The organism is Thauera sp. 63, from assembly GCF_000310165.2.
Lineage (GTDB): Bacteria > Pseudomonadota > Gammaproteobacteria > Burkholderiales > Rhodocyclaceae > Thauera > Thauera humireducens.
On sequence record NZ_AMXC01000002.1, the window covers coordinates 163,576 to 187,021 of the forward strand.

Sequence of the window (23,446 nt, forward strand, 5' to 3'; positions counted from 1 at the left end):
TCAGTTGCCGAGTGCGTCGAGGTAGCGCTCTGCATCGAGCGCGGCCATGCAGCCGGTGCCCGCAGACGTCACTGCCTGGCGGTAGATGTAATCCTGCACGTCACCGGCGGCGAACACGCCAGGGACGCTGGTCTGGGTGGCGTTGCCGTTGCGTCCGCCCTGGGTGACGATGTAGCCGCCTTCCATCTCGAGCTGGCCTTCGAAGATGTCGGTGTTGGGCTTGTGGCCGATGGCGATGAATACGCCCTGCAGGGCCACATCACGGGCAGCGCCCGTATTGACGTCCTTGATGCGCATGCCGGTCACACCGCTATTGTCGCCGAGCACTTCGTCGAGCGTCGCATTGAGGGCAAGCTCGATCTTGCCGGCGGCGACCTTTTCCATCAGCTTGTCGATCATGATCTTCTCGGCGCGGAACTTTTCGCGGCGATGGACGAGGGTGACCTTCCGGGCGATGTTGGCAAGGTAGAGCGCTTCCTCGACCGCCGTGTTGCCGCCACCGACAACGGCGACGTCCTGATTGCGGTAGAAGAAGCCGTCGCAGGTGGCGCAGGCGGAAACGCCACGACCGGCGAACTTCTCCTCCGAGGGCAGGCCGAGGTACTTGGCGGTGGCGCCGGTGGCGATGATCAATGCGTCGCAGGTGTACTCGCCGTTGTCGCCGATCAGGCGGAAGGGCTTTTCGGCCAGTTTCACCGTGTGGATGTGGTCGAAGATCATCTCGGTGTTGAAGCGCTCGGCGTGCTTCTGGAAACGCGCCATCAGGTCCGGACCCATCACACCGTCTGCGTCGGCGGGCCAGTTGTCGACGTCTGTCGTGGTCATCAACTGGCCACCCTGGGCGAGGCCGGTGACCAGCACCGGATTCAGGTTGGCGCGGGCGGCATAGACGGCAGCGGTGTAGCCGGCGGGGCCGGAGCCGAGGATCAGCAGGCGGGCGTGTTTCGTGGTCATCGGAAGCATTCCTGCGGGTTGCGAGTGAAGCGCGGATTATAGCCGAGCGCATCCTGACGCCGCGGCGATGAAGCCGATAGGGGCGCTTCATCGCCGGTGTGCGTCCCGTGTGGACGTGATCTGCATCACGCTGCTGCAATGGTGCGGGCAATATTCGTTTAAACTCGTGACAAAACGCCCTCGACAAACATTCTTGCGCTGTGTTACCCGCGGAGTCAGCATGACCAAATCCACTGCCGTGTCCGTCATCGCCCTGAAGACGTTCCCGCTCTTTCACGGACTGTCCGACGATGTGCTCGCCAACGTGGCCCGCGTGTCGATGATGCGGCGCATTCCGCGCGGACAGTCGGTCGTGAATGCGGGCGATCGTTCAGATTATGTCTATTTCGTCCTGACCGGCAGCCTCAAGGTCATCGTCAGCGACGAGGACGGTCGCGAGGTCATTCTGTCGATCCTGGGGCAGGGCGAACTCTTCGGCGAGATGGGCATGTTCGACGAGCAACCGCGCTCGGCTTCCGTCGTCGCCGTGGTGCCGGCCGACCTCATCCTGATCGCCAAGCAGGATTTCCGCATCATCATGCGCGACAACTTCGAGGTCGCCTGGCGCATCATGTGCAATCTCGCCAGTCGTCTGCGCAATGCGGACCGCAAGATCGAGAGCTTGGCGCTGATGGACGTCTACGGGCGCGTCGCCCGCCTGCTGATCGAGATGGCCGAGGATGTCGGCGGCGAGTCGGTCGTGGTGCGCAAGATCTCGAAGCAGGATATCGCCAAGATGATCGGCGCCTCGCGCGAGATGGTCAGCCGCGTCATGAAGGATCTCGGCCAGCAGGGCCTCATCGAGGAGCGCCCGCAGGGCATCATATTGCGCGAGCGACTCAGCGAAGTCTGACCTGCTCCCGGGCGATTCCCTTCGATTGGCGCTGCACAGGTGGCGGCGCTGCGGAGAAGGGTTCCGGCGCAGGTTTGTGAGCAGGCGCAACGTCGCGGCCGTGTGCCGTGATGCATCGCATATAATCCGCGCTGTTGTTTCATTCAGGCTTGCTGCCGTCGCCCAATGCTGTCTCGTTCGTCGTCCCGTTCCCAGCCCCTGCCGGAAAAGATCTCGCTGCTGCTGCAGGAAGCACGCTGGCTGATCCTGGGCGTCATGTCGCTCTACGTCGGTCTCATCCTGCTGGGTTACAGCAAGGCTGACCCGGGCTGGTCGCACGCGTCGGATGTCGGCCGCGTGGTCAATCCGGGCGGCCGCTTCGGCGCCTGGCTGGCCGATCTTCTGCTTTACCTTTTCGGCGTGTCGTCGTGGTGGTGGGTGGTCTTTCTCGGCTACAGCCTGCTGTGGGGCTTCCGGCGCCTGAAGAACCGCCTGACGCTGGACCGCCGCTCCTTCGTCTTCGTGATGATCGGCTTCCTGGTGGTGCTGCTGACCAGCAGCGCGCTCGAGTTCCTGCGCTTCCACAGCCACGGTGCGGCCGTGCCGCTGGGGCCGGGTGGGCTCATCGGCATGGAACTGGGGGGACTGACGAACCGCTACTTCGGCTTCACCGGCGGCACCTTGCTGCTCCTGGCCCTGCTGGCGTCCGGATTGTCGCTGTTCACCGGGGTGTCGTGGGTTGCGGTCGTCGAGCGGATCGGGCTGTGGCTGGAGCAGGCTGTCGTCGGTGCGCAACAAGCGTGGCTGCGCTGGCAGGACCGGCGAGTCGGACGTGAGATCGCCCAGAAGCGTGAAGCCGTGGTCGAGACCCGTCGGCGCAAGACCGAGAAGGCGCCGCCGCCGCCACTGCGTATCGAGCCGGCTGTGGTCACCGTGCAGAAGTCGGAGCGTGTCGAAAAGGAGCGTCAGCAGACGCTGTTTGCCGACGCCGCCGAAGGGGCGATTCCGCCGGTGGGGCTGCTCGACCCGGCGTCGGGCGAGGTCGAGCCGCCGTCGGCCGAGGCACTCGAGTTCACGTCGCGCCTGATCGAGACCAAGCTGGCCGATTTCGGCGTCGAGGTGAAGGTGCTGGCTGCGTATCCGGGGCCGGTCATCACGCGCTACGAGATCGAGCCGGCCACGGGGGTGAAAGGCAGCCAGGTGGTGAATCTGGCCAAGGATCTGGCGCGCGCGCTGTCGCTGGTGTCGGTGCGGGTGGTCGAGACCGTGCCCGGCAAGTCGTGCATGGCGCTCGAACTGCCCAACCCCAAGCGCCAGACCGTGCGCCTGTCCGAGATCATCGGCTCCAAGGTCTACCAGGACATGGCCTCGCCGCTGACCGTCGTGCTCGGCAAGGACATCGGTGGCCAGCCGGTGGTCGCCGATCTGGCCAAGATGCCGCACCTGCTGGTCGCGGGCACGACCGGTTCGGGCAAGTCGGTGGGCATCAACGCGATGATCCTGTCGCTGCTGTACAAGAGCGAGCCGGACCGTGTGCGCCTCATCATGGTCGACCCGAAGATGCTCGAATTGTCGATCTACGAGGGCATCCCGCATCTGCTGGCGCCCGTCGTCACCGACATGAAGCACGCAGCCAATGCGCTCAACTGGTGCGTGGCCGAGATGGACAAGCGCTATAAGCTGATGGCGGCAGTCGGCGTGCGCAACCTCGCCGGCTTCAACAAGGCCGTCACCGAGGCGCGCAAGGCCGAGACGCCGCTGACCAATCCATTCTCGATCACGCCGGAGAGCCCCGAACCGCTGGAGACGCTGCCCTACATCGTCGTCGTCGTCGACGAACTGGCCGACATGATGATGGTGGTCGGCAAGAAGGTGGAGGAGTTGATCGCGCGCCTGGCGCAAAAAGCGCGTGCGGCGGGCATCCACCTGATCCTCGCCACCCAGCGGCCGTCGGTCGATGTCATCACCGGCCTGATCAAGGCCAACGTGCCGACACGGATTGCGTTCCAGGTCTCCAGCAAGATTGATTCGCGCACCATCCTCGACCAGATGGGGGCCGAGACCCTGCTCGGCATGGGCGACATGCTCTACCTGGCGCCCGGTACCGGCCTGCCGGTGCGGGTGCATGGCGCCTTTGTCGCGGATGACGAGGTGCACAAGGTGGTCGATCACCTCAAGCGCGTCGGTCCGCCGGATTACGTCGAGGGCATCCTCGCTGCGCCCGAGGACGATCTCGAGGCCGCCCTGGGGGGCGGGGGCGAGGGCGGGGACGGTGAGGCTGATCCACTTTACGACCAGGCGGTGGAAGTGGTGATCAAGACACGACGGCCGTCGATCTCGCTGGTGCAGCGCCATCTGCGCATCGGCTACAACCGCGCGGCGCGCCTGATCGAACAGATGGAGCGCGCCGGGCTGGTGTCGGCAATGGGCAGCAACGGCAACCGCGAGGTGATCGTGCCGGCGAAGGAGGGCGAATGATGTCAGTGCGTTTCGGCGTGGGGCGTGCAGTTCGGGCGCTGGTTCTGAGCCTGTGCGGTGCCGGCCTGCTGGCGATCGGCGGGTTGACGTTTGCCGCGGACGGGGTCGAGCAGCTGCGCCAGTTCGTGAGTTCGACGCGCAGCGCGGAGGGGGCTTTCGAACAGACCGTGGTCGCGAAGTCGGGGCGCAGGCCGCAGCAGGCGGCCGGCAGCTTCGCCTACGCGCGGCCCGGACGCTTTCACTGGGAATACGACCAGCCCTATCGGCAGGTGCTGGTGGGCGACGGCACCCGGCTATGGACCTGGGATCCGGATCTGAATCAGGTGACGGTACGCGAGATCGGCGAGGCCCTCGGCGCGACGCCGGCGGCGATCCTGTTCGGTAGCGGCGAACTCGAGGAAGGCTTCGAGTTGGCCGATGGTGGTACCGACAATGGGCTGAGCTGGGTCGAGGCGCGCCCGAAGAAGACCGAGAGCGGCTTCGAGTCGTTGCGCATCGGCCTTCAGGACGGTCAGCTGCGGCAGATGGAAATGCGCGACAACTTCGGCCAGACCACTTTCATCCGCTTCACGCGCCTGCAGCCCAATCCGCAACTCGATGCCGGTCGCTTCCGCTTCACGCCGCCGGCGGGCGCAGACGTGATCGGCGACGTGCCGGCCGTGGCGCGTTAAGTCACGGTACTTCCCGATGGCCGACCTGTTCGAATCGATCGAGCCGCCACGCGTCCCGCTGGCCGAGCGCATGCGGCCGAAATCGCTGGACGAGGTTGCGGGGCAGCAGCACCTGCTGGGTCCCGGAAAGCCCTTGCGCCTGGCCTTTGCCGCGCGCAAGCCGCATTCGATGATCCTGTGGGGGCCACCCGGTGTTGGCAAGACGACGCTCGCCCGGCTGATGGCGCAAGGCTTCGATGCCGATTTCGTCGCGCTCTCGGCGGTGTTCTCCGGGGTCAAGGAGATTCGGGAGGCGATCCAGCAGGCGCAGGCCGCCAAGGCGCGCGGACGGCATACGATCCTGTTCGTGGATGAAGTCCATCGCTTCAACAAGTCGCAGCAGGATGCATTCCTGCCATACGTCGAGCAGGGGCTGGTGACCTTCATCGGCGCCACCACCGAGAATCCATCCTTCGAGGTCAATTCGGCGCTGCTGTCGCGTGCCACCGTGTATGTGCTCGAGCCGCTGGACGCCGGTGCGATGCAGATGCTGTTCGGGCGAGCATGGCAGATTGCCTGCCCGGCGCTGGCCATCGACGATGATGCGCGGGATCGCATGATCGGCTTTGCCGATGGCGATGCACGCCGCCTGATGAACCTGATCGAGCAGGTGCAGGTGGCGGCCGAGACGGCCGCGGTGGCACCGGTGACGGCGGATTTCATCGACGCTGCGCTGTCGCAGAACCTGCGGCGCTTCGACAAGGGCGGTGAGGCCTTCTACGACCAGATCTCGGCGCTGCACAAGTCGGTGCGCGGTTCTGACCCGGATGCCGCGCTGTACTGGCTGTGCCGCATGCTCGACGGTGGGGCCGATCCGCTCTATCTCGGACGACGACTGATCCGCATGGCGGTGGAGGACATTGGTCTCGCCGATCCGCGTGCGCTCGAAATCAGCCTGAACGCCTGCGCGACCTACGAGCGCCTCGGCTCGCCGGAGGGCGAGCTGGCATTGGCGCAGGCGACGATCTTTCTGGCGTGTGCGGCCAAGTCCAACGCCGCTTACAAGGCCTACAACGCGGCGCGCGATTTCGTGAAGCGGGATGGCTCACGTCCTGTGCCGCTGCACCTGCGCAATGCACCGACCCGGCTGATGAAAGAGCTGGGCTACGGCAAGACCTACCGCTACGCACATGACGAGCCGGAGGCGTATGCGGCCGGGGAAGACTACCTGCCTGAGGGCATGCTGCGGCCGGGCTGGTACCAGCCCACGCCACGGGGCATGGAAGCCCGGATTGGCGACAAGCTCGCCCATCTCCGGGCGCTGGACGTCGCCGCACAACAAGAAAGCACCCGCCTCGGGAAGCATGCTGCTCCCGCGACGGGTGCAAACCCGGAGGGGACATCCGGGCAAGATCGTGACGACCTCAATGTGGCAGGGGGTGATCGGACATGAAACGCTCGCACACCCTGCGCGCCAATTGCGCCTTCCGTTCGTCGCCGCGTTCACTGGCCCGCTCGATGAGGTCGAGCATGTAGTGGGTCAGCATCAAGACGCCTTCGGGCGTCTGAACCAGACCACAGGCCATCTGTGCCGCAGCCACGTCGGGAATGCCCTCATGCTCGGCGATGAGCGAGACCTCATCGTCGGTAAGGTCGCAGTAGTCGAGGCAGTCTCGAATGGATAGCATGCCGTAATCCTCCTTTGATGGTTACCGTCTGGTGCGGCTTGATGACTCCTTTAAACATATTCGACGATAGAGAATTTGCAAGTTCGATTTACGTAGGGTCAACTCTCTAAGTGATTGATCTCGATAATTAATTTTGTGCGTCGCATCATCGTGGTGCGGCGTCCTGGATGCCGTTTCGGATCAGATACTTGTTGAATCTGTTCCAGGCTCCACTTCAGATTTCGACGCCAAGTCGATGACTCAATAACGATTTCAGGAACGACCGATGCTCGACATTCAACTTCTGCGCAGCCAGATCGATGTGGTTGCCGCTCGCCTGGCCAGCCGCGGACTGCAACTGGACAGCGCTGCCTTTCAGGCACTCGAGGACGAACGCAAGCAACTGCAGACCCGCACCCAGGAACTGCAGGCGCGGCGCAACGCCTTGTCGAAGCAGATCGGCATGCTCAAGGGCAAGGGCGAGGACGTCGCGCCGGTGATGGCCGAGGTGGCGCAACTCGGCGATGAGCTGAAGGCCTGCGAGCAGGCTCTGCCCGGCCTGCTGGAGCGCATCAACGACTTCGTGGCCCGCCTGCCCAACCTGCCGCACGAGAGCGTGCCGGTCGGCGAGGACGAGAGCGGCAACGTCGAGGTGCGCCGCTGGGGGATGCCGGCGCAGTTCGACTTCGAAGTGCGCGACCACGTCGATCTCGGTGCGCCGCTGGGTCTGGATTTCGAGACCGGCGCCAAGTTGTCGGGTTCGCGTTTTGCCTTCCTGCGCGGCCCGATCGCGCGCCTGCACCGTGCGCTGGCGCAGTTCATGCTCGACACCCACACGCGCGAGCACGGCTACACCGAGTGCTACACGCCCTACATCGTCAACCGCGAGGCCTTGTTCGGGACTGGCCAGCTGCCCAAGTTCAAGGAAGACCTGTTCTGGGTGCTGCGCGGCGGCGACGAGGAAGGTGTCGAGCAGTACCTGATCCCGACTGCCGAGATCACGCTGACCAACAGCGTGCGCGAGGACGTGCTGGCGCTGGATGCGCTGCCGATCCGCATGACGGCGCACAGCCCCTGCTTCCGCTCGGAGGCGGGCAGCGGTGGCCGCGACGTGCGCGGCATGATTCGCCAGCACCAGTTCGACAAGGTCGAGATGGTGCAGGTCGTCGAGCCGTCGACCAGCTACGAGGCGCTGGAGCAGATGGTCGGCCACGCCGAGGCCATCCTGCAGAAGCTCGAGCTGCCCTACCGCGTGATTACGCTTTGCACCGGCGACATGGGCTTTTCCGCGGCGAAGACCTACGACCTCGAGGTCTGGCTGCCGGCGCAGAACACCTATCGCGAGATCTCGAGCTGCTCGAACTGCGAGGCCTTCCAGGCACGCCGCATGCAGGCGCGCTTCAAGAACGCCCAGGGCAAGAACGAGTTGGTGCACACGCTCAATGGTTCTGGCCTGGCGGTGGGTCGCACGCTAGTAGCGGTGCTGGAGAACTATCAGCGCGCGGACGGTGCCATCGTGATTCCCAAGGCGCTGGTGCCCTACATGGGCGGCGTCGAGGTGCTCGAGCCGGCGTTGTAAGCAGGGCTCAGTCGGTCTGGCCCAGCCTCAGGCGGGGCAGGGCCAGTGCCGGCTCGTAGGGGGCCTCGAGGCGTAGCAGGATGTCGTGGAAGCTGCGCACGTTTTCCGTCATCACCACCGCTTCGCCGCCGCGTGCCGGCCCGGCTTTCAGCCGCTGTGCGTATTGCGGTCTCGACAGCAGCGGCAGCACCGACTTCATGTCCCACCACGAGCGGTCGTCCTTGCCGAGGCCGCGTGCGATGGTGCGCGCGCCTTTCATGTGGCCCATGCCCAGGTTGTAGGCCGCGGTCGCCATCCACGTTCGATCCGGCTCGGGGAGGTCGTCCGGCAGTTGCTCCCTGAGCATGTCCAGGTAGCGGGCGCCACCCAGGATGCTCTGGCGCGCATCCAGCCGGTTCTCGACGCCGAGGTGATCGGCGGTGTCCGCCGTCAGCATCATCATGCCGCGCACACCGGTGAACGAGGTGGCGTGGGGATCCCAGTGCGACTCCTGGTAGGCGACGGCCGCGATATAGCGCCAGTCGAGGCCGGTCAGGGCTTCGGCCTCGTGGAAGAAGGGGCGGTAGCGCGGCAGGCGCTCGCGAATGCGGCTCAGGAAGGTGGCGACGTCGGCTTCGTCGAGCCGCCGCACGTGGCCGAAGTAGCGATCGGCGATGCGTGCCAGGCGGCCACTGGCGGTGATCTCCGTGAGGAAGGCCGCAATGTCGGTCGCGAGTGCGCCTCCCGCCTGAGGCAGCGCCCAGGCGATGCCTGAGCGGCCAGGCAGTTCATGCACGATTTCGAGTTCGGGATGGATGCGTGCGGCAAAGACGAAATGCAGGCGATCGGTGGCGACGAGGTCGAGTCTGCCTTCGGCCAGATCGCTCAGCAGCTTCTCCTCGGCGCTCCGGGTCGGGAAATGCACGTTAACGCCCGGCAGGCGCTTGCGGATCTCCGACACCTTGTCGGCGGCGAGTGTGCCGCGACGCACGGATACGGTACGTCCCGCAAGATCCTTCTCGGCGTTGACCGCTCGTCCATCGCTGCGTCCGACGATGACGTACTCCACCTCACGCAAGGATTGCGACCAGCTCAGTGGCAGGCGATCGTTGCGTCCTAGGCCGGCGGCGGCCATATGGACCTGGCCGTTGATGACGGCGTCGAGCGCGCGTGCGGCATCGGGATAGGGCACGAAACGCACGGGTACGCCCAGCGTGTCACCGAGTGCAAGCAGCAGATCGTGCTCGAAGCCACTGGCGCGGCCGTCCTCGTCGAGGCGGTATGAGATGGCGTCGTGGCGGGTTGCCACGCGCAACTCACCGACGCTGCGATAGTCGCCCACGCGCGGGGTTTCGCTCGGGGCACAGGCGGCCAGGACAAGGCTCAGCAGGGCAATCAGGAGCAGTCGGAGCATCGTGTATCCCGGTGTTGTGCCTGCGCTCAGGCCGGGCACGTCCGTGAGTGAGCTCAATCGGGTAGCCATTGTGCCTGCCAGGCGGCCAGTTCCGGTAGGTGATGTGCCAGCGCGCCCTGGAGTTCCCGCTCGAGGGCTTCGAGCAAGGGCTGAAGCGTGTCGTCGGCATGCGACAGCATGACGGGGCGCAACTCGACGATCAGGTCTCCCGCAGGGCGTTCGCCGCGCGCCGGAAAGCCCGCACCGGGGATACGGAGCTCGCGCGGGGCCGTGCTGCCTGGGGCGAGCGAGAGCGTGCGCGTTCCGTCTGGATGGGGGATCTGAAGATCGCCACCGAGCAGCAGACGAACGGCGCTTACGGGACGCTGCAGGCGCAGATCGCGGCCCTGGCGTCTGAACAGCGCATGCGGCTGAAGACGTATGTGCAGATGAAGGTTGCCCGGGAGATCATGGTGATCTGCGGACGGCTCGCCTTCGCCCGCCAGGCGCAGGCTGTCGCCATCGATCAGCCCTGCGGGAAGGCTGACTGCGAGCCAGCGCTCGAGCGTTGTGTTGCCCTGTCCGTGGCAGTGCGGGCAGGGCGTGGTATTGCGATAGCCACGACCGCCGCAGACCTCGCAGCGTGTCAGGTGCCTGCTGCCTCCCACGCGGCCGGATCCTCGACAGGGTTCGCACAGACGCGTGTGCGCAAGGGTCACCTCGGCCTCGCCGTCGCAGTGGGCGCAGGGCGAAGACTGTTGCAGACATAACGGCTTCTGCCCCCCGCGGAAGGCCTCTTCGAATGTGAGCTCAAGCTTCATGAAGCGATCTGCGCCGCGCGGCTCGGCATTGGCGGCGGCGCGCGCCGCTTCCGCCTCGGGTGCGGCTCGCCGCGTGTTCGCATCGTCGGCCGATGTCGGCCCGGTGCTGGCCAGGCCCTTCTCGATTTCATCGAGCAGCGTGTCGTGCGCCTGGCGCAGTGCCTTGAAGTGTTCTGCGGCCAGGGGATCGCCATTCCGATCGGGATGCCAGCGCATCGCCAGCCGGCGAAACGCACGCCTGATTTCGGCCCGGGTCGCGCCGGGCTCCAGGCCGAGCAGTTCGTAAGCGTCGTGCATGATTGGCGTCTGCCTGATGGAGGAGGGGCTCCAGAGCGCTTGGGTGTCGAGACGGTGCCGAAACGCAAAAGGCCCAGTCCGGAGACTGGGCCTTTTGCGCGAAGCTGGCGCGCCCGGAAGGATTCGAACCTCCTACCCCCTGGTTCGTAGCCAGGTACTCTATCCAGATGAGCTACGGGCGCAATCTCGAAACGTTTAGGGCCCGTCATCGAAAGGCCTGAAAAACTGGCGCGCCCGGAAGGATTCGAACCTCCTACCCCCTGGTTCGTAGCCAGGTACTCTATCCAGATGAGCTACGGGCGCTTTTTGCTGCACTGCGAAGGAGCGGGATTATAACGCTTAATTCCGCATCTTCAAGTGTTTTTTGGCGGAGAGGGTGGGATTCGAACCCACGGTAGGCTTGCACCTACGCCTGATTTCGAGTCAGGTACATTCGACCACTCTGCCACCTCTCCGCTCGAAGGTCGGCATTATAGGGCGTAATCCGGGGAAGTAAACGCCCTTGCGTGAAATTTTTAAGCTGTGGGGGTCTTCGGTGCCATTTCCTCATACGCACGAACCGCTTCGGCCGCATACATCAGGGCCGGGCCGCCGCCCATGTAGGTGCATACGCCCAAGGTTTCCATGATCTGCTCGCGGCTGGCGCCGAGTCGGATCAAGGCCTTGATGTGGAAGCCGACGCAGGCGTCGCAGCGTTGGGTGACAGCGATCGCCAGGGCGATCAGTTCCTTCTGCAGTTCGCTCAAGGCGCCATCCTGCAGCGCGCCTTTGGCCATCGCGCTGAAGCCCTGCATCGTTTCCGGGGTCTCCTTGCGCAGCGTGGCGAGCGCCTTGGATACGTCGGTGGTGATCTGGACGAAGGACTTGGAGGACATCGCGGCGACTCCGTATTTAAGGAAATGCTTATTTTAATCCGAAAGTGCGGGCGAGGGGCATTGGCCTTGTCGATTCATGCATGCGGCAAACGAATCGGCCGGAAAGCGAAACGGCGGCCGTCCCTTTGGGGGATGGCCGCCGCAGGCAGGATTGAGACGCGGGCGACGCTCAGGGGCGGCGCTTGTCACACTCGATCAGGGCGTACGCGGAGTGGTTGTGGATGGATTCGAAGTTCTCTGATTCCACGACGTAGGCGTCGATGCGAGGTTCGGCATTGAGCAGGCCGGCGACGTCGCGCACGAGGTCCTCGACGAACTTGGGGTTGTCGTAGGCGCGCTCGGTGACCCATTTCTCGTCCGGTCGCTTGAGCAGGCCGAAGACCTCGCAGGAGGCCTGGCTTTCGACCAGCTGCACCATGTCCTCGATCCACAGGTGGTCGTTGAGCACCGCGGTCACGGTGATGTGCGAGCGCTGGTTGTGCGCGCCATAGTCCGAGATCCTCTTGGAGCAGGGACACAGGCTCGTGACCGGCACCACGATCTTCATGGTGAACTCGTAGCGGCCACCTTCACGGATCTCGCCGATGAAGGTGACGTCGTAATCGAGCAGGCTATTCACGCCGGAAACCGGTGCGGCCTTGTTGATGAAGTAGGGGAAGCTCATCTCGACATGGCCGGTCTCGGCCTCGAGGCGCTCGACCATGGCACGGAGCATCGGTTCGAAGGATTCGACCGAGATGTCGCGTTCGTTCGAATTCAGGATCTCGACGAAGCGCGACATGTGGGTGCCCTTGAAGTTGTGGGGCAGCCCGACGTACATGTTGAAGCTGGCGACGGTGTGCTGGACGCCACCGGTCTTGTCGCTGACCTTGACGGGATGGCGGATCGACTTGATGCCGACCTTGTTGATCGCGATCTGCCGCGTGTCCGTGCTGCTCTGGACATCGGGCATGGGTGCATCGGTGGGGGTGTTCATGAGCGGCTCTCAGGAAAGGCTGCGGGGCGGCCTGCCGCGCCCGCATGACATGCAACCCAGTTGCAACAGGGTTGCCATCTTAGCTTTCCCGACAAAAATGCTCAACTATCGATCTGATTGACTTTCCCGATACTGGCAAGGATGCCCGCTTCGTCGAGGCCCACCGAGGCGAGCAGTTGCGCCTGGTCGCCGTGGTCGATGAAGCGGTCGGGCAGGCCGAGGCGCAGCACGCGCGGACGCTGCGGCAGCGTATCGACGAAGCGCGAGACTTCGGCACCGGCGCCGCCGACCACGGCGTTCTCCTCGAGGGTCACGAACAGTTCATGGCTACCGGCGAGTTCGGCGAGCAGCGCTTCGTCGAGCGGCTTGACGAAGCGCATGTTGACCACGGTGGCGTCCAGCGTCTCGCCGACCCGCTCGGCCACGCCGACCATGCTGCCGTAGGCCAGCAAGGCGACCCGCTTGCCGGCGCGCCGCACCTCGGCCTTGCCGATCGGCAGGGCCTGCATCTGTGCCGCCGGCGCCGCGCCGGTGCCGCTGCCGCGCGGGTAGCGCACGGCGGTCGGTCCCGGGTGTTGCGTGGCCGTGTAGAGCATCTGGCGGCATTCGTTTTCGTCCGCCGGCGCCATCACCACCATGTTGGGGATGCAGGCGAGGTAGGACAGGTCGTAGGCGCCGTGGTGGGTGGCGCCGTCCGCGCCGACCAGGCCGCCACGGTCGATGGCGAACACGACCGGCAGGTTCTGCAGCGCGACGTCGTGGATCAACTGGTCGTAGGCGCGCTGCAGGAAGGTGGAGTAGATCGCCACCACCGGGATGAAGCCTTCGCAGGCCATGCCTGCGGCGAAGGTCACGGCGTGCTGCTCGGCGATGCCGACGTCGAAGTAGCGGTCCGGGTACTCGTGGGCAAAGCGCACCAGGCCCGAGCCTTCGCGCATCGCGGGAGTGATGCCGACGATGCGCGGATCGGCCTTCGCCATGTCGCACAGCCAGTCGCCGAAGACCTGGGTGTAGGTGAGCTTGCCCGCGCCCTTGCCGGTCTGGATGCCTGCCGTGTGGTCGAACTTGGAAACGCCGTGATAGAGAATCGGATCGGCTTCGGCCAGTTTGTAACCCTGACCCTTCTTCGTGATCACGTGCAGGAACTGCGGACCCTTGAGCTTCTTGAGGTTCTGCAGCGTCGGGATCAGCGCGTCGAGGTCATGGCCGTCGATGGGGCCGTAGTAGCGGAATCCGAATTCCTCGAACAGCGTTCCCGGGCTGATCATTCCCTTTGCGTACTCTTCGACCTTGCGCGCCAGCTCGGCGACCGGCGGAGCCATGCCCAGCACCTTTTCGCCAACGCGGCGCGCCGTGTTGTAGGTCGAGCCCGAGAGCATTCGGGCGAGGATCTTGGTGAGTGCGCCGACCGGCGGCGAGATCGACATCTCGTTGTCGTTGAGGATCACCAGCAGGTTGATGTCCTCGATGTCGCCGGCGTTGTTGAGCGCCTCGAAGGCCATGCCGGCGCTCATCGCGCCGTCGCCGATGACGGCGATGGCATGGCGGTCTTCCTTGCGCGCACGAGCGGCGACAGCCATGCCCAGTGCCGCCGAGATCGAGGTCGACGAGTGTGCGGTGCCAAAGGTGTCGTATTCGCTCTCGCAGCGTCGCGGGAAACCCGAGATGCCGCCCCAGTGGCGCAGGCCGGACATCGCCTCGCGGCGGCCGGTGAGTACCTTGTGGCCGTAGGTCTGGTGGCCGACGTCCCACACGATACGGTCGTAGGGCGTGTCGAACACCCGATGCAGCGCGATGCTCAGTTCGACCGTGCCGAGGTTTGACGAGAGGTGGCCGCCGGTCTTGGAGACCGATTCGATCAGGAAGGCACGCAATTCCTGAGCAGCCGTGTCGAGCTCGCGGCGGTCGAGTGCGCGCAGGTCGGCAGGTGAGCTGATGCGTTCCAGGGTGGGGTAGGACATGGGCGGTCCGAGTCTGAGTCGTGTTCGTTCGTGGGCGTCGGTCGGGCGGTCGCTTGCCTAGAAGGCGCGGTGCACGATGTAGTCGGCCAGGGATTCGAGGCGCGCGGCAGCGGCGCCCAGGGGCGACAGTGTCGCACGGGCGTCGGCCAGCATGTCTTCCGCCAGGCGTTTGGCGTCGGCGAGGCCGAGCAGGCTCACGTAGGTCGGCTTGTCGTTGTCGGCGTCCTTGCCCGCGGTCTTGCCGAGCGTGGCAGTGTCGGCCTCGGCATCGAGGATGTCGTCCACGACCTGGAAAAGCAGGCCGACGACCTTGGCGTAATGGTCCAGGCGCTTCAGGGTCGCGTCGTCCAGGCTGCGTCCGGCATGCGCACCCAGCAGCACGGCGGCGCGAATCAGCGCTCCGGTCTTGTGGATGTGCATGAACTCCAGCTCCTCGCGGCTCAGCTGCGTGCCCACCGCAGCGAGGTCGATCGCCTGGCCGCCGGCCATCCCGCGCGAGCCCGATGCCGTCGCCAGCAGGCCGAGCATCTTGAGCTGCGTCTGCGGCGTGTCGGCCGTCTCTGCATCGGTCAGGGACTGGAAGGCGAGCGTCTGCAGGGCGTCGCCGACCAGCAGCGCGGTGGCCTCGTCGTATTCGACATGCACGGTCGGCTTGCCGCGACGCAGCACGTCGTTGTCCATGCAGGGCATGTCGTCATGCACCAGCGAATAGGCGTGGATCAGCTCGACCGCACAGGACACGCGATCAAGTCGCTCGGCCGACGCTCCCGCGAACTCGCCGGCTGCATGCGCCAGCAGCGGGCGGACACGCTTGCCGCCGCCCAGTACCGCGTAGCGCATGGCTTCATGCAGACGCTGGGGGGCAATCGCCGACGCGGGCAGCAAGGTGTCCAGTGCGACCTCGGTGCGCTGCTGCACCTGGAGCATCCATTCCTTGAAGGACTGAGTGGTGCTCATTCGGCATCTCCCGTGTTCGCGGCCTGACCGCCTTCGTTGCCGAATGCGACCAGTGTGTCGCCTTCGAGCACCTTGATGCGCTGTTCGGCGTTCGCGAGCGTACCCTGGCAGTAACGCAGCAGGCCGACGCCGCGCTGGTAGCGCGTCAGCGCCTCTTCCAGTGGCAGGTTTCCGGATTCCATCTCCTGCACGATGGCTTCGAGTTCGGAAACCGCAGCTTCGAATGACTTTGGGGAGGTCGCCGACTTTGGCATGGATGAATATCTGCGCGGCAAAAGCGGGAAAATAACCGATGGCAGGTCTGGCGGTCAAACCGAGGGTGGCTTACACTAACCTGTTTATTTTTCCGGATTTCTTGTCCGCAAGGGGGGTTCGGGGATGACCGACATCGCTTCCAAGGCTCAACTGGCCCAGGCTGTTTCGCAACTGCCTGTTTCGTGGTACTTCGACGAGAAGGTGTTCGAACTGGAGAAGAAACTCCTCTTCGATGCCGGTCCGGGGTACGTCGGCCACGAGCTGATGGTGCCTGAGGTCGGCAACTACCGTTCGCTCGAGTGGCTGGATCACTCCAAGCTGCTGTTCCGCACCGAAGCCGGCATTCACCAGATGTCGAACGTCTGCCGCCATCGCCAGGCCATCATGCTGCAGGGCAGTGGCACAGCCGAGCACATCGTTTGCCCGGTGCACCGCTGGACCTACAACCAGCAGGGCGACCTCATCGGGGCGCCGCATTTCGCCGAGAAACCTTGCCTGGGACTCAAGCACGATGCGCTGGAAGACTGGCATGGCCTGCTGTTCAAGGGGCCGCGCTCGGCCAATGCCGACCTCGCGGGCATGAAGGTCGCGCCTGAACTGGACTTCTCCGGTTACAAGCTCGACCGCGTCGAGATCCACCAGTGCAACTACAACTGGAAGACCTTCATCGAGGTCTATCTTGAGGACTACCACGTCGTGCCTTTCCATCCGGGCCTGGGCAGTTTCGTGACCTGCGACGACCTGACCTGGCAGTTCGGCGACTGGTATTCGGTGCAGCAGGTGGGGATTACTTCGCTGGCCAAGCCGGGCTCGGCGACTTACGCCAAGTGGCACAAGGCGGTGCTCGACTACTACGGCGAGAAGAAGCCCGAGCATGGGGCGATCTGGCTGACCTACTACCCCAACATCATGGTGGAGTGGTATCCGCACGTGCTGGTGGTGAGCACGCTGATCCCGACTGACATCGATAAGACGACCAACGTGGTGGAGTTCTACTACCCGGAGGACATCGTCGAGTTCGAGCGCGAGTTCGTCGAGGCCGAGCAGGCCGCCTACATGGAGACCGCCATCGAGGACGACGACATCGGCGAGCGCATGGATCGCGGGCGGCTGGCGCTATACAAGGAAGGCCGCAACGAGGTTGGTCCGTACCAGTCGCCGTTCGAGGACGGCATGCAGCATTTCCACGAGTTCTACCGGCGGATCATGGAGCCGCACATCGGCGGCTAGGAGTCTGCGCGGCAGAACTCCAGAGCGTGTTTTTTAGCAGAACGATTGGCGAACCGAGAGGTGCGGCAAGAGACTGAGGCCGTGGTTAAGTTGCTTTGCGACGTCGCGGCGCGCATGCCGGACGGCAACGGGGACAGGTTTGCCCCCTTTTCCCGTCATGCCGTCCTCAATGTGCTCATCCTGCGCAGGTTCAGCGCCATACAGACGAGCTTCCACTCCGCTTTGACGCGCTCCAGGCCCCGCAGGCTGAACTGCCGGAATCCCAACACGTTCTTGATCCAGCCGTTGGGCGGTTCGGCGATCCATTTCCGTTTTCGGTAGGCGCTCTTGCCCGCCTCGCTCTCGAGCTTGTCGGCCATCTGTGCGGTGTGCGGATTGCGTTCGCGGTCGAAACCGAGTCGGCGCTTGCCTTCCCGGCCCAGCGCCACCACCAGTTCGGTCCCGCACCCGTCGAGTTCCCGGAACGTTTGCTCCGAGCGGTAGCCGGTGTCGGCCAGCGCCTGGCGCGGTCGTTGTTCGACGTTGTCGCGCACGGCCTGCAGTACCCCCGCCAGTTGCCCGGCGTCGCTGGCGTTGTTGGTCAGTTCGGCCGCCACGATGATGTGGGCGGTCTCGTCGACCGCCGTCTGGGCGTTGTAGCTCGGATCGAACCCGCCGCCGGCGCGCTTCATGATGCGGCTGTCCGGATCCGTGAAGTTCTCCTGCGCCTTGTCCTCGGGCACTCCAAAGTCGCGCTTGTAGCGCCCGCCCTTCGGTTTGCCGTCACCGCCGCGCGGGCGACGGTCGTCATCGTCGCTGCGCCCGCGCGCCTGATCGGCCTCGCGCTGGCGCTGCTCGAGCCGCGCCCGGGCTTCAGCAATCGCCGTCAGCCGCGCCTCGCGCCGCGCGATCTCGGCCGGCACATCCAGCTCGGGCTCGTTCCGCTCGGCGTCGTCGGCGGCCTTGGCCCGATTGAGCAGCGCCTCGATCTGCCGTTTCAACTCGGCCTCCGCCTTCACCATATGGCCGTAACTCATCGCCTTGTGGCGGCTGGCGTTTGCCTTGACCTTGGTGCCGTCGATGGCCACCGTCCCGAGCTTGACCAGCCCCATCTCGCGGGCCAGTCGTACCACCTGCACGAACAACTCGCTCAGCTCCTTCAAATGGACAGCGCGAAAGTCGCTCAGCGTGCGGTGGGCCGGGAAGTTGTCTGCCGCCAGGACCCGGAACGCCACATCCTCGTGCAGCTTGCGCGCGATCTTGCGCGAACTGAACACGCCCGTGGCGTACGCATACAGCAGCACCTTGACCATCATGGCCGGATGAAACGGCTGGTTGCGCGGTCCGCCACCGGCATACCGGGCGTGGAACGCGCTCAGGTCCAACCCGTCGACCGCGTCGCTGATGAAGTACGCCAAGTGGCCTTCGGGTAGCCACTCCTGCAGCGCCTGGGGCAGCAGCATCTGCTGCTGCGGGCAATAGGGCAGATAGCTCGTCATCTCGACAGTCTACCGGCCCCGAAACGCCCGGGAGGACTTAACTCACCGACGCTTGGCTTCTGCCGCGCAGACTCCTAGGGTCTGATTCGCTGGGTACATGATGAAGAACCCTCGCGGCTCCTGCTCGCGAGGGTTCTTCGTTTTTAGCGTCGGGAACCAAGCTGCGTTCCAGTGTGCTGCGGGGTGTTTGCGGAGTCGGCGAGGACTGTCTGAGCCCGTAGGGCGAGTTCCGCAGCCGATGGAGCAAATACCCCGCAGCGCACCCGCCACGAAGGCCGCAATCAGCGAACGTCCTGCAGTTCCTTCGGCAACGGAAAGGTCACCTTCTCCGGCACGCCGTCGAGGTTGCGCACCGAGCCGCCGCTCAGTTCCTTGAGCCGCGCGATCACTTCCTCGACCAACACCTCCGGTGCCGATGCCCCCGCGGTGACGCCGACGCGGCGCTTGCCTTCGACCCAGGCCGGGTCGATGCCCGCCGCGTTGTCGACCAGGTAGGCCGGCACGCCGCGCAGTTCCGCCACTTCGCGCAGGCGGTTGGAGTTCGAGCTGTTCTTCGAGCCGACCACGAACACCACGTCCGCGTGTGGGGTCATGAACTTCACCGCATCCTGGCGGTTCTGCGTGGCGTAGCAGATGTCGTCCTTCTTCGGTCCGGCGATGTTCGGGAAGCGCGTGCGCAAGGCGTTCACGATGTTTGCCGCATCGTCCACCGACAGCGTGGTCTGCGTGACATAGGCCAGCAGATCCGGATTGGCGACCTGCAGCGTGGCGACGTCTTCCGGGGTTTCGACCAGATGGATGCCGGTCTTGACCTGGCCCATCGTGCCCTCGACCTCGGGGTGGCCCTTGTGGCCGATCATGATGATCTCGCGGCCCTGCTCGCGCATGCGGCCGACCTCGATGTGCACCTTGGTCACCAGCGGGCAGGTGGCGTCGAACACGCGCAGGCCGCGCTTCTCCGCTTCCTCGCGCACTGCCAGCGATACGCCGTGGGCCGAGAAGATCACGGTGTTGCCGGTGGGGACTTCGTCGAGCTCCTCGACGAAGATCGCGCCCTTGTTGCGCAGGTCGTCGACGACGAACTTGTTGTGCACGACTTCGTGGCGCACGTAGATGGGCGCGCCGAAGCGCTGCAGCGCGCGCTCGACGATCTCGATCGCGCGTTCGACGCCGGCGCAGAAGCCGCGCGGGTTGGCCAGCAGGATTTCCTTGTCGCTCATGTTTCGTCTCTGTGGGGCGCAGGGCTCAGGACACGCCGATCACTTCCACCTCGAAGCGGATGGATTTGCCAGCGAGCGGGTGATTGAAGTCGATCAGCGCGGACTGTTCGTCGATTTCGCGTACCAGGCCCGAGTAGCGCGAGCCGTCGGGCGCGGTGAATTCCATGATGCTCATCGGCTCGATCTCCTCGTCCGGCATGTGTTCGCGCTTCACGCGCTCGATGAGCTCGGGACGGTGCGGGCCGAAGGCCTGTTCTGCTTCCAGCTCGAACACGTGGTGCGTGCCGGGGGCGAGGCCGATCATCAGCTGCTCCATCGCCGGCAGCATTTCGCCCGCGCCCAGTTGCAGGGTGGCGGGCGTGGCATTGAAGGTGCTGATCAGCGGCTGCCCGTTGGGCAGCGAGATGCGGTAGTGCAGCGTGACCAGGCTGTTGGCTTGGACGACTTGGCTCAAGATGGCTTCTCCGGGGTCGGGCGGCGGTCGTGGCGGAATTGTCCCCACAGCATCAGCACCACGCCGACGGTAATGGCCGAGTCGGCCAGGTTGAACGCCGGCCAGCTCCAGCCGGCGTAGTGGAAATGCAGGAAATCGACGACTGCGCCATGCACGAGGCGGTCATACACGTTGCCGACGGCACCGCCGATGATCAGGGCGAAGGCGGTCGGCAACAGTTTCTCGTCGCGGTGCTGCCAGGTCAGCGCCAGCAACCAGCCGCAGATCACGGTGGCGAGCCCGGTGAAGAACCAGCGTTGCCAGCCGTCGTGGTCGGCAAGAAAGCTGAAGGCCGCACCCGGATTGAACACCAGCACCAGGTCGAAGAAACCGGTGACCGGGATGATCTGGCCGTGGTGCAGGCTGTCGAGCACCCATTGCTTGCTCGCCTGGTCGAGCACGGCGACCGCGATCGCCAGCACGATCCAGGGCGCCATGGCGGCCAGTGCGGGACGTGTCGAGGTCTTGCGCATCGCGGGCAGTACGTCAGGCATGGATGCGCGTCTCGCCGCCGCCGAATAGGTTGCTCACGCAGCGGCCGCACAGCGTGGGGTGTTCGGTCTGGCTGCCGACCGATTCCACGTAATGCCAGCAGCGCTCGCACTTCTGCGCGGCACTGGGCGTGGCGACGATGCGCTCGTCCTCCGCGTTGGCCACCTGGACGAGGGTTGCGGCCGAGGTCATGGTGACGAAGCGCAGGTCCTCGCCCAGGCTGGTCATCGCGGCGAACTTGTCGGTCGTCAGCGCGAGGCTCAGTTCGGCCTGCAGCGAGGCGCCCACCTTGCCCTCGGTGCGCAGCGCCTCGATCACCTTCAGGCCTTCGCTGCGCACGGCGCGGATGATCTCCCAGCGCGCGATCAGGCCGGCTTCGCCTTCCTGGGCGGGCAGGGCATGGAAGGTGTGCAGCATCACGCTGTCGGGTTCCTCGCCGGCCTTGGCCGGGTTCAGGATGGACCAGGCTTCCTCGGCGGTGAAGGACAGGATCGGCGCCATCAGCTTGAGCAGCGTCTGGGTGATGTGCCACAACGCGGTCTGCGCGGCACGGCGCGGCAGGCTGCCGGCAGCCGTGGTGTACAGGCGGTCCTTCAGGATGTCGAGATAGAAGGCGCCGAGGTCCTCGGCGCAGAACACCTGCAGCGCCTGCACGATGCGGTGGAACTCCATCTTCGCGTAGTCGGCCTCGGCCTGCTGCGCCATCTGGCGGGTGAAGGCGAGCGCGTAGCGGTCGAGGTCCATCCACTGCTCGAGCGGCACCGCGTCCTTGGCGATGTCGAAGTCGGCGGTGTTGGCGAGCAGAAAGCGCAGCGTGTTGCGGATGCGGCGATAGACCTCGACCACGCGGTCGAGGATCTCCTTCGAGATCGACAGCTCGCCCGAATAATCGGTCGACGCGACCCACAGGCGCAGGATCTCGGCGCCGAGCTTGCCGGTGACTTCCTGCGGCACGACCACGTTGCCGAGCGACTTGCTCATCTTGCGCCCGGCGCCGTCCACCGCGAAACCGTGGGTGAGCAGGCTGCGATACGGTGCGTGGCCGTCGATCGCGCAGCCGGTGAGCAGCGATGAGTGGAACCAGCCGCGATGCTGGTCCGAGCCTTCCAGGTACATGTCGGCGCGCGGTCCTTCGGGGTGGCCGTCGTTGTGCGAGCCGCGCAGCACGTGCTTGTGGGTGGTGCCGGAGTCGAACCAGACGTCGAGGGTGTCGCTGATCTTGTCGTACTGGCCGGCTTCGGCGCCGAGCAAGTCCGCGGCGTCGAGCTTGAACCAGGCCTCGATGCCTTCCTTCTCCACGCGCAGCGCGACTTCCTCCATCAGCTCGACGGTGCGCGGATGCAGTTCGCCGGTTTCCTTGTGCAGGAAGAAGGGGATCGGCACGCCCCAGTTGCGCTGGCGCGAGATGCACCAGTCGGGGCGGTTGGCGATCATCGCGTGCAGGCGCGCCTGGCCCCAGCCGGGGTAGAACTTGGTGGCTTCCACCGCGCGCAGCGCGCGCTCGCGCAGCGTCGAACCGTCGGCGGCCGTCTTGTCCATGCCGACGAACCATTGCGCGGTGGCGCGATACACCAGCGGCGTCTTGTGGCGCCAGCAGTGCATGTAGCTGTGGGTGATCTTGCCGTGCGACAGCAGGGCGCCGACTTCGGCGAGCTTGTCGACGATGGCGGCGTTGGCCTTCCAGATGTTCATGCCGCCGAAGAAGGGCAGGTCGGGCACGTACTCGCCGCCACCCATGACCAGCGACAGGATCTCCTCGTTGCTGCGGCCGTAGGCGCGCCACGAGTTGAAGTCGTCCACGCCATGCGCCGGTGCCGAATGCACGATGCCGGTGCCGGCGTCCACGCCGACGTAATCGGCCAGATACACCGGCGAGACACGGTCGTAGAAGGGATGGCGGAACGCGATGCGGTCGAGCGCCACGCCCTTGGCGGTCGCGACGATCGTGCCTTCGCGCTGGTAGCGCTGCAGGGCGGTCTCGACCAGTTCCCTGGCGAGCACCAGAAGACGATCACCCACGTCCACCAGCGCATAGTCGAACTCGGGGTGGGCGTTGAGGGCCTGGTTGGCGGGGATGGTCCACGGGGTGGTGGTCCAGATCACCGCGGCGGCGGGCTTGTCGAGCTTGGCCAGGCCGAAGGCGGCAGCGAGCTTGTCAGCCTCGGCCACCGGGAAGGCGACGTCGATCGTCGGCGACTGCTTGTCGGCGTACTCCACCTCGGCTTCGGCCAGCGCTGAGCCACAGTCGAAGCACCAGTTGACCGGCTTCAGGCCCTTGAACACGTAGCCGTTCTTCGTCATCTCGGCCAGCGCGCGGATCTCGTTGGCTTCGTTGGCGAAGTCCATCGTGCGGTAGGGGTTGTCCCAGTCGCCGAGCACGCCGAGGCGGATGAAGTCGGCCTTCTGGATCTCGATCTGCTCGGCGGCGTAGGCGCGGCACAGCTCACGCACCTTGTCGGCGGGCAGGTTTTTGCCGTGGGTGACCTCGACCTTGTGCTCGATCGGCAGACCGTGGCAGTCCCAGCCCGGCACATAGGGCGCGTCGAAGCCGGCGAGGGTCTTCGAGCGCACGATGATGTCCTTGAGGATCTTGTTCAGCGCATGGCCGATGTGCAGGCTGCCGTTGGCGTAGGGCGGGCCGTCGTGCAGCACGAACTTGGGCCGGCCGGCGCTGGCCTTGCGGATGCGCTGGTAGAGCTTCCTTTGCTGCCAGTCGGCGATCCAGTTCGGCTCGCGCTTGGGCAGGTCGCCGCGCATCGGGAAGGGCGTGTCGGGCAGGTTGAGCGTCTTGCGGTAGTCGGCCATGGCGTAAACGTCAGT

Annotated in this window: 20 protein-coding genes and 3 tRNA genes; 6 read left to right on the top strand and 17 right to left on the bottom strand. The window is 65.3% G+C overall.

Annotated features, from left to right (window positions below; genetic code table 11):
* A complete protein-coding gene (gene trxB / locus C664_RS02925) occupies positions 1-954 on the bottom strand; it encodes a thioredoxin-disulfide reductase (RefSeq protein ID WP_004253051.1) in 954 nt (317 codons plus the stop codon).
* Positions 955-1,174: 220 nt separating this feature from the next.
* Here trxB and C664_RS02930 point away from each other — a divergent pair, with 220 nt between their 5' ends.
* The 4 genes from C664_RS02930 to C664_RS02945 all read left to right on the top strand — a co-directional run bounded on the left by C664_RS02930 (position 1,175) and on the right by C664_RS02945 (position 6,406).
* A complete protein-coding gene (locus C664_RS02930; RefSeq protein ID WP_004253058.1) occupies positions 1,175-1,846 on the top strand; it encodes a Crp/Fnr family transcriptional regulator in 672 nt (223 codons plus the stop codon).
* A gap of 165 nt (positions 1,847-2,011) precedes the next feature.
* Positions 2,012-4,303, top strand: a complete 2,292-nt coding sequence (locus C664_RS02935) for a DNA translocase FtsK (RefSeq protein ID WP_004253059.1) — start codon at positions 2,012-2,014, stop codon at positions 4,301-4,303.
* Positions 4,303-4,974 carry an outer membrane lipoprotein chaperone LolA gene (gene lolA, locus C664_RS02940; protein WP_004253060.1) on the top strand — a complete coding sequence of 224 codons (672 nt, stop codon included), beginning with the start codon at positions 4,303-4,305 and terminating at the stop codon, positions 4,972-4,974. The genes C664_RS02935 and lolA overlap by 1 nt, the downstream gene beginning before the upstream one ends.
* 16 nt (positions 4,975-4,990) lie before the next feature.
* The gene (locus C664_RS02945; RefSeq protein ID WP_004253067.1) at positions 4,991-6,406 is read left to right on the top strand and encodes a replication-associated recombination protein A; all 1,416 of its coding nucleotides are present in this window, start codon (positions 4,991-4,993) and stop codon (positions 6,404-6,406) included.
* Here C664_RS02945 and C664_RS02950 read toward each other — a convergent pair.
* Complete coding sequence (locus C664_RS02950; protein WP_004253074.1) at positions 6,378-6,641, bottom strand: hypothetical protein; 264 nt, start codon at positions 6,639-6,641, stop codon at positions 6,378-6,380. The two genes, C664_RS02945 and C664_RS02950, sit on opposite strands and share 29 nt — an antisense overlap.
* 265 nt (positions 6,642-6,906) lie before the next feature.
* On the opposite strand from C664_RS02950, the gene serS reads away from it, so the two are divergent.
* On the top strand, positions 6,907-8,199 hold the full coding sequence (gene serS, locus C664_RS02955; RefSeq protein WP_004253076.1) for a serine--tRNA ligase: 1,293 nt from the start codon (positions 6,907-6,909) through the stop codon (positions 8,197-8,199).
* A gap of 7 nt (positions 8,200-8,206) precedes the next feature.
* Here serS and mltF read toward each other — a convergent pair whose 3' ends face one another.
* The 10 genes from mltF to C664_RS03005 form a co-directional block, all read right to left on the bottom strand.
* On the bottom strand, positions 8,207-9,592 hold the full coding sequence (gene mltF, locus C664_RS02960) for a membrane-bound lytic murein transglycosylase MltF (RefSeq protein ID WP_004253079.1): 1,386 nt from the start codon (positions 9,590-9,592) through the stop codon (positions 8,207-8,209).
* A 53-nt stretch (positions 9,593-9,645) separates the two neighbouring features.
* On the bottom strand, positions 9,646-10,689 hold the full coding sequence (locus tag C664_RS02965) for a DnaJ C-terminal domain-containing protein (RefSeq protein ID WP_004253088.1): 1,044 nt from the start codon (positions 10,687-10,689) through the stop codon (positions 9,646-9,648).
* 105 nt (positions 10,690-10,794) lie between these two features.
* A tRNA-Arg gene (locus C664_RS02970) sits at positions 10,795-10,871 on the bottom strand.
* 44 nt (positions 10,872-10,915) lie between these two features.
* Positions 10,916-10,992 (bottom strand) — tRNA-Arg (locus tag C664_RS02975).
* 62 nt (positions 10,993-11,054) lie between these two features.
* Positions 11,055-11,144, bottom strand: a tRNA-Ser gene (locus tag C664_RS02980).
* A gap of 60 nt (positions 11,145-11,204) precedes the next feature.
* Positions 11,205-11,564, bottom strand: coding sequence for a carboxymuconolactone decarboxylase family protein (locus tag C664_RS02985; protein ID WP_004253090.1), 360 nt, complete (start codon positions 11,562-11,564; stop codon positions 11,205-11,207).
* A 169-nt stretch (positions 11,565-11,733) separates the two neighbouring features.
* Entirely contained in the window at positions 11,734-12,540 is an 807-nt protein-coding gene (gene folE2, locus C664_RS02990) for a GTP cyclohydrolase FolE2 (protein ID WP_004253091.1), read from the bottom strand.
* Positions 12,541-12,641: 101 nt separating this feature from the next.
* The gene (gene dxs / locus C664_RS02995) at positions 12,642-14,501 is read right to left on the bottom strand and encodes a 1-deoxy-D-xylulose-5-phosphate synthase (RefSeq protein ID WP_004253093.1); all 1,860 of its coding nucleotides are present in this window, start codon (positions 14,499-14,501) and stop codon (positions 12,642-12,644) included.
* A gap of 57 nt (positions 14,502-14,558) precedes the next feature.
* Complete coding sequence (locus tag C664_RS03000) at positions 14,559-15,458, bottom strand: polyprenyl synthetase family protein (RefSeq protein WP_004253095.1); 900 nt, start codon at positions 15,456-15,458, stop codon at positions 14,559-14,561.
* Complete coding sequence (locus C664_RS03005) at positions 15,455-15,712, bottom strand: exodeoxyribonuclease VII small subunit (protein ID WP_004253097.1); 258 nt, start codon at positions 15,710-15,712, stop codon at positions 15,455-15,457. The genes C664_RS03000 and C664_RS03005 overlap by 4 nt, the downstream gene beginning before the upstream one ends.
* A 124-nt stretch (positions 15,713-15,836) precedes the next feature.
* Here C664_RS03005 and C664_RS03010 point away from each other — a divergent pair, with 124 nt between their 5' ends.
* Positions 15,837-16,943, top strand: a complete 1,107-nt coding sequence (locus C664_RS03010) for an aromatic ring-hydroxylating oxygenase subunit alpha (protein ID WP_004253099.1) — start codon at positions 15,837-15,839, stop codon at positions 16,941-16,943.
* 155 nt (positions 16,944-17,098) lie between these two features.
* Here C664_RS03010 and C664_RS03015 read toward each other — a convergent pair whose 3' ends face one another.
* From C664_RS03015 to ileS, 5 genes are all read right to left on the bottom strand, one after another.
* On the bottom strand, positions 17,099-18,421 hold the full coding sequence (locus C664_RS03015) for an IS1182 family transposase (RefSeq protein ID WP_004251208.1): 1,323 nt from the start codon (positions 18,419-18,421) through the stop codon (positions 17,099-17,101).
* Between the two features lie 281 nt (positions 18,422-18,702).
* Positions 18,703-19,641 carry a 4-hydroxy-3-methylbut-2-enyl diphosphate reductase gene (gene ispH, locus C664_RS03020; protein ID WP_004253101.1) on the bottom strand — a complete coding sequence of 313 codons (939 nt, stop codon included), beginning with the start codon at positions 19,639-19,641 and terminating at the stop codon, positions 18,703-18,705.
* Between the two features lie 25 nt (positions 19,642-19,666).
* Complete coding sequence (locus C664_RS03025; RefSeq protein WP_004253104.1) at positions 19,667-20,095, bottom strand: FKBP-type peptidyl-prolyl cis-trans isomerase; 429 nt, start codon at positions 20,093-20,095, stop codon at positions 19,667-19,669.
* A complete protein-coding gene (gene lspA, locus C664_RS03030) occupies positions 20,092-20,628 on the bottom strand; it encodes a signal peptidase II (protein WP_004253107.1) in 537 nt (178 codons plus the stop codon). Before lspA ends, C664_RS03025 begins: the two co-directional genes overlap by 4 nt.
* Positions 20,621-23,431: an isoleucine--tRNA ligase gene (gene ileS / locus C664_RS03035; protein WP_004253109.1), complete on the bottom strand. Its 2,811-nt coding sequence runs from the start codon at positions 23,429-23,431 to the stop codon at positions 20,621-20,623. Before ileS ends, lspA begins: the two co-directional genes overlap by 8 nt.
* Between the last annotated feature and the right edge of the window lie 15 nt (positions 23,432-23,446).

Coding starts and splice junctions, on each gene's coding strand:
- trxB (WP_004253051.1), bottom strand. CDS start 954: ATGACCACGAAACACGCCCGCCTGCTGATCCTCGGCTCCGGCCCCGCC.
- ispH (WP_004253101.1), bottom strand. CDS start 19,641: ATGAGCGACAAGGAAATCCTGCTGGCCAACCCGCGCGGCTTCTGCGCC.
- C664_RS03015 (WP_004251208.1), bottom strand. CDS start 18,421: ATGACGAGCTATCTGCCCTATTGCCCGCAGCAGCAGATGCTGCTGCCC.
- C664_RS02935 (WP_004253059.1), top strand. CDS start 2,012: ATGCTGTCTCGTTCGTCGTCCCGTTCCCAGCCCCTGCCGGAAAAGATC.
- C664_RS03010 (WP_004253099.1), top strand. CDS start 15,837: ATGACCGACATCGCTTCCAAGGCTCAACTGGCCCAGGCTGTTTCGCAA.
- C664_RS02965 (WP_004253088.1), bottom strand. CDS start 10,689: ATGCACGACGCTTACGAACTGCTCGGCCTGGAGCCCGGCGCGACCCGG.
- lspA (WP_004253107.1), bottom strand. CDS start 20,628: ATGCCTGACGTACTGCCCGCGATGCGCAAGACCTCGACACGTCCCGCA.
- C664_RS02930 (WP_004253058.1), top strand. CDS start 1,175: ATGACCAAATCCACTGCCGTGTCCGTCATCGCCCTGAAGACGTTCCCG.
- C664_RS02945 (WP_004253067.1), top strand. CDS start 4,991: ATGGCCGACCTGTTCGAATCGATCGAGCCGCCACGCGTCCCGCTGGCC.
- C664_RS02950 (WP_004253074.1), bottom strand. CDS start 6,641: ATGCTATCCATTCGAGACTGCCTCGACTACTGCGACCTTACCGACGAT.
- folE2 (WP_004253091.1), bottom strand. CDS start 12,540: ATGAACACCCCCACCGATGCACCCATGCCCGATGTCCAGAGCAGCACG.
- ileS (WP_004253109.1), bottom strand. CDS start 23,431: ATGGCCGACTACCGCAAGACGCTCAACCTGCCCGACACGCCCTTCCCG.
- C664_RS02985 (WP_004253090.1), bottom strand. CDS start 11,564: ATGTCCTCCAAGTCCTTCGTCCAGATCACCACCGACGTATCCAAGGCG.
- C664_RS03005 (WP_004253097.1), bottom strand. CDS start 15,712: ATGCCAAAGTCGGCGACCTCCCCAAAGTCATTCGAAGCTGCGGTTTCC.
- mltF (WP_004253079.1), bottom strand. CDS start 9,592: ATGCTCCGACTGCTCCTGATTGCCCTGCTGAGCCTTGTCCTGGCCGCC.
- dxs (WP_004253093.1), bottom strand. CDS start 14,501: ATGTCCTACCCCACCCTGGAACGCATCAGCTCACCTGCCGACCTGCGC.
- lolA (WP_004253060.1), top strand. CDS start 4,303: ATGTCAGTGCGTTTCGGCGTGGGGCGTGCAGTTCGGGCGCTGGTTCTG.
- C664_RS03000 (WP_004253095.1), bottom strand. CDS start 15,458: ATGAGCACCACTCAGTCCTTCAAGGAATGGATGCTCCAGGTGCAGCAG.
- serS (WP_004253076.1), top strand. CDS start 6,907: ATGCTCGACATTCAACTTCTGCGCAGCCAGATCGATGTGGTTGCCGCT.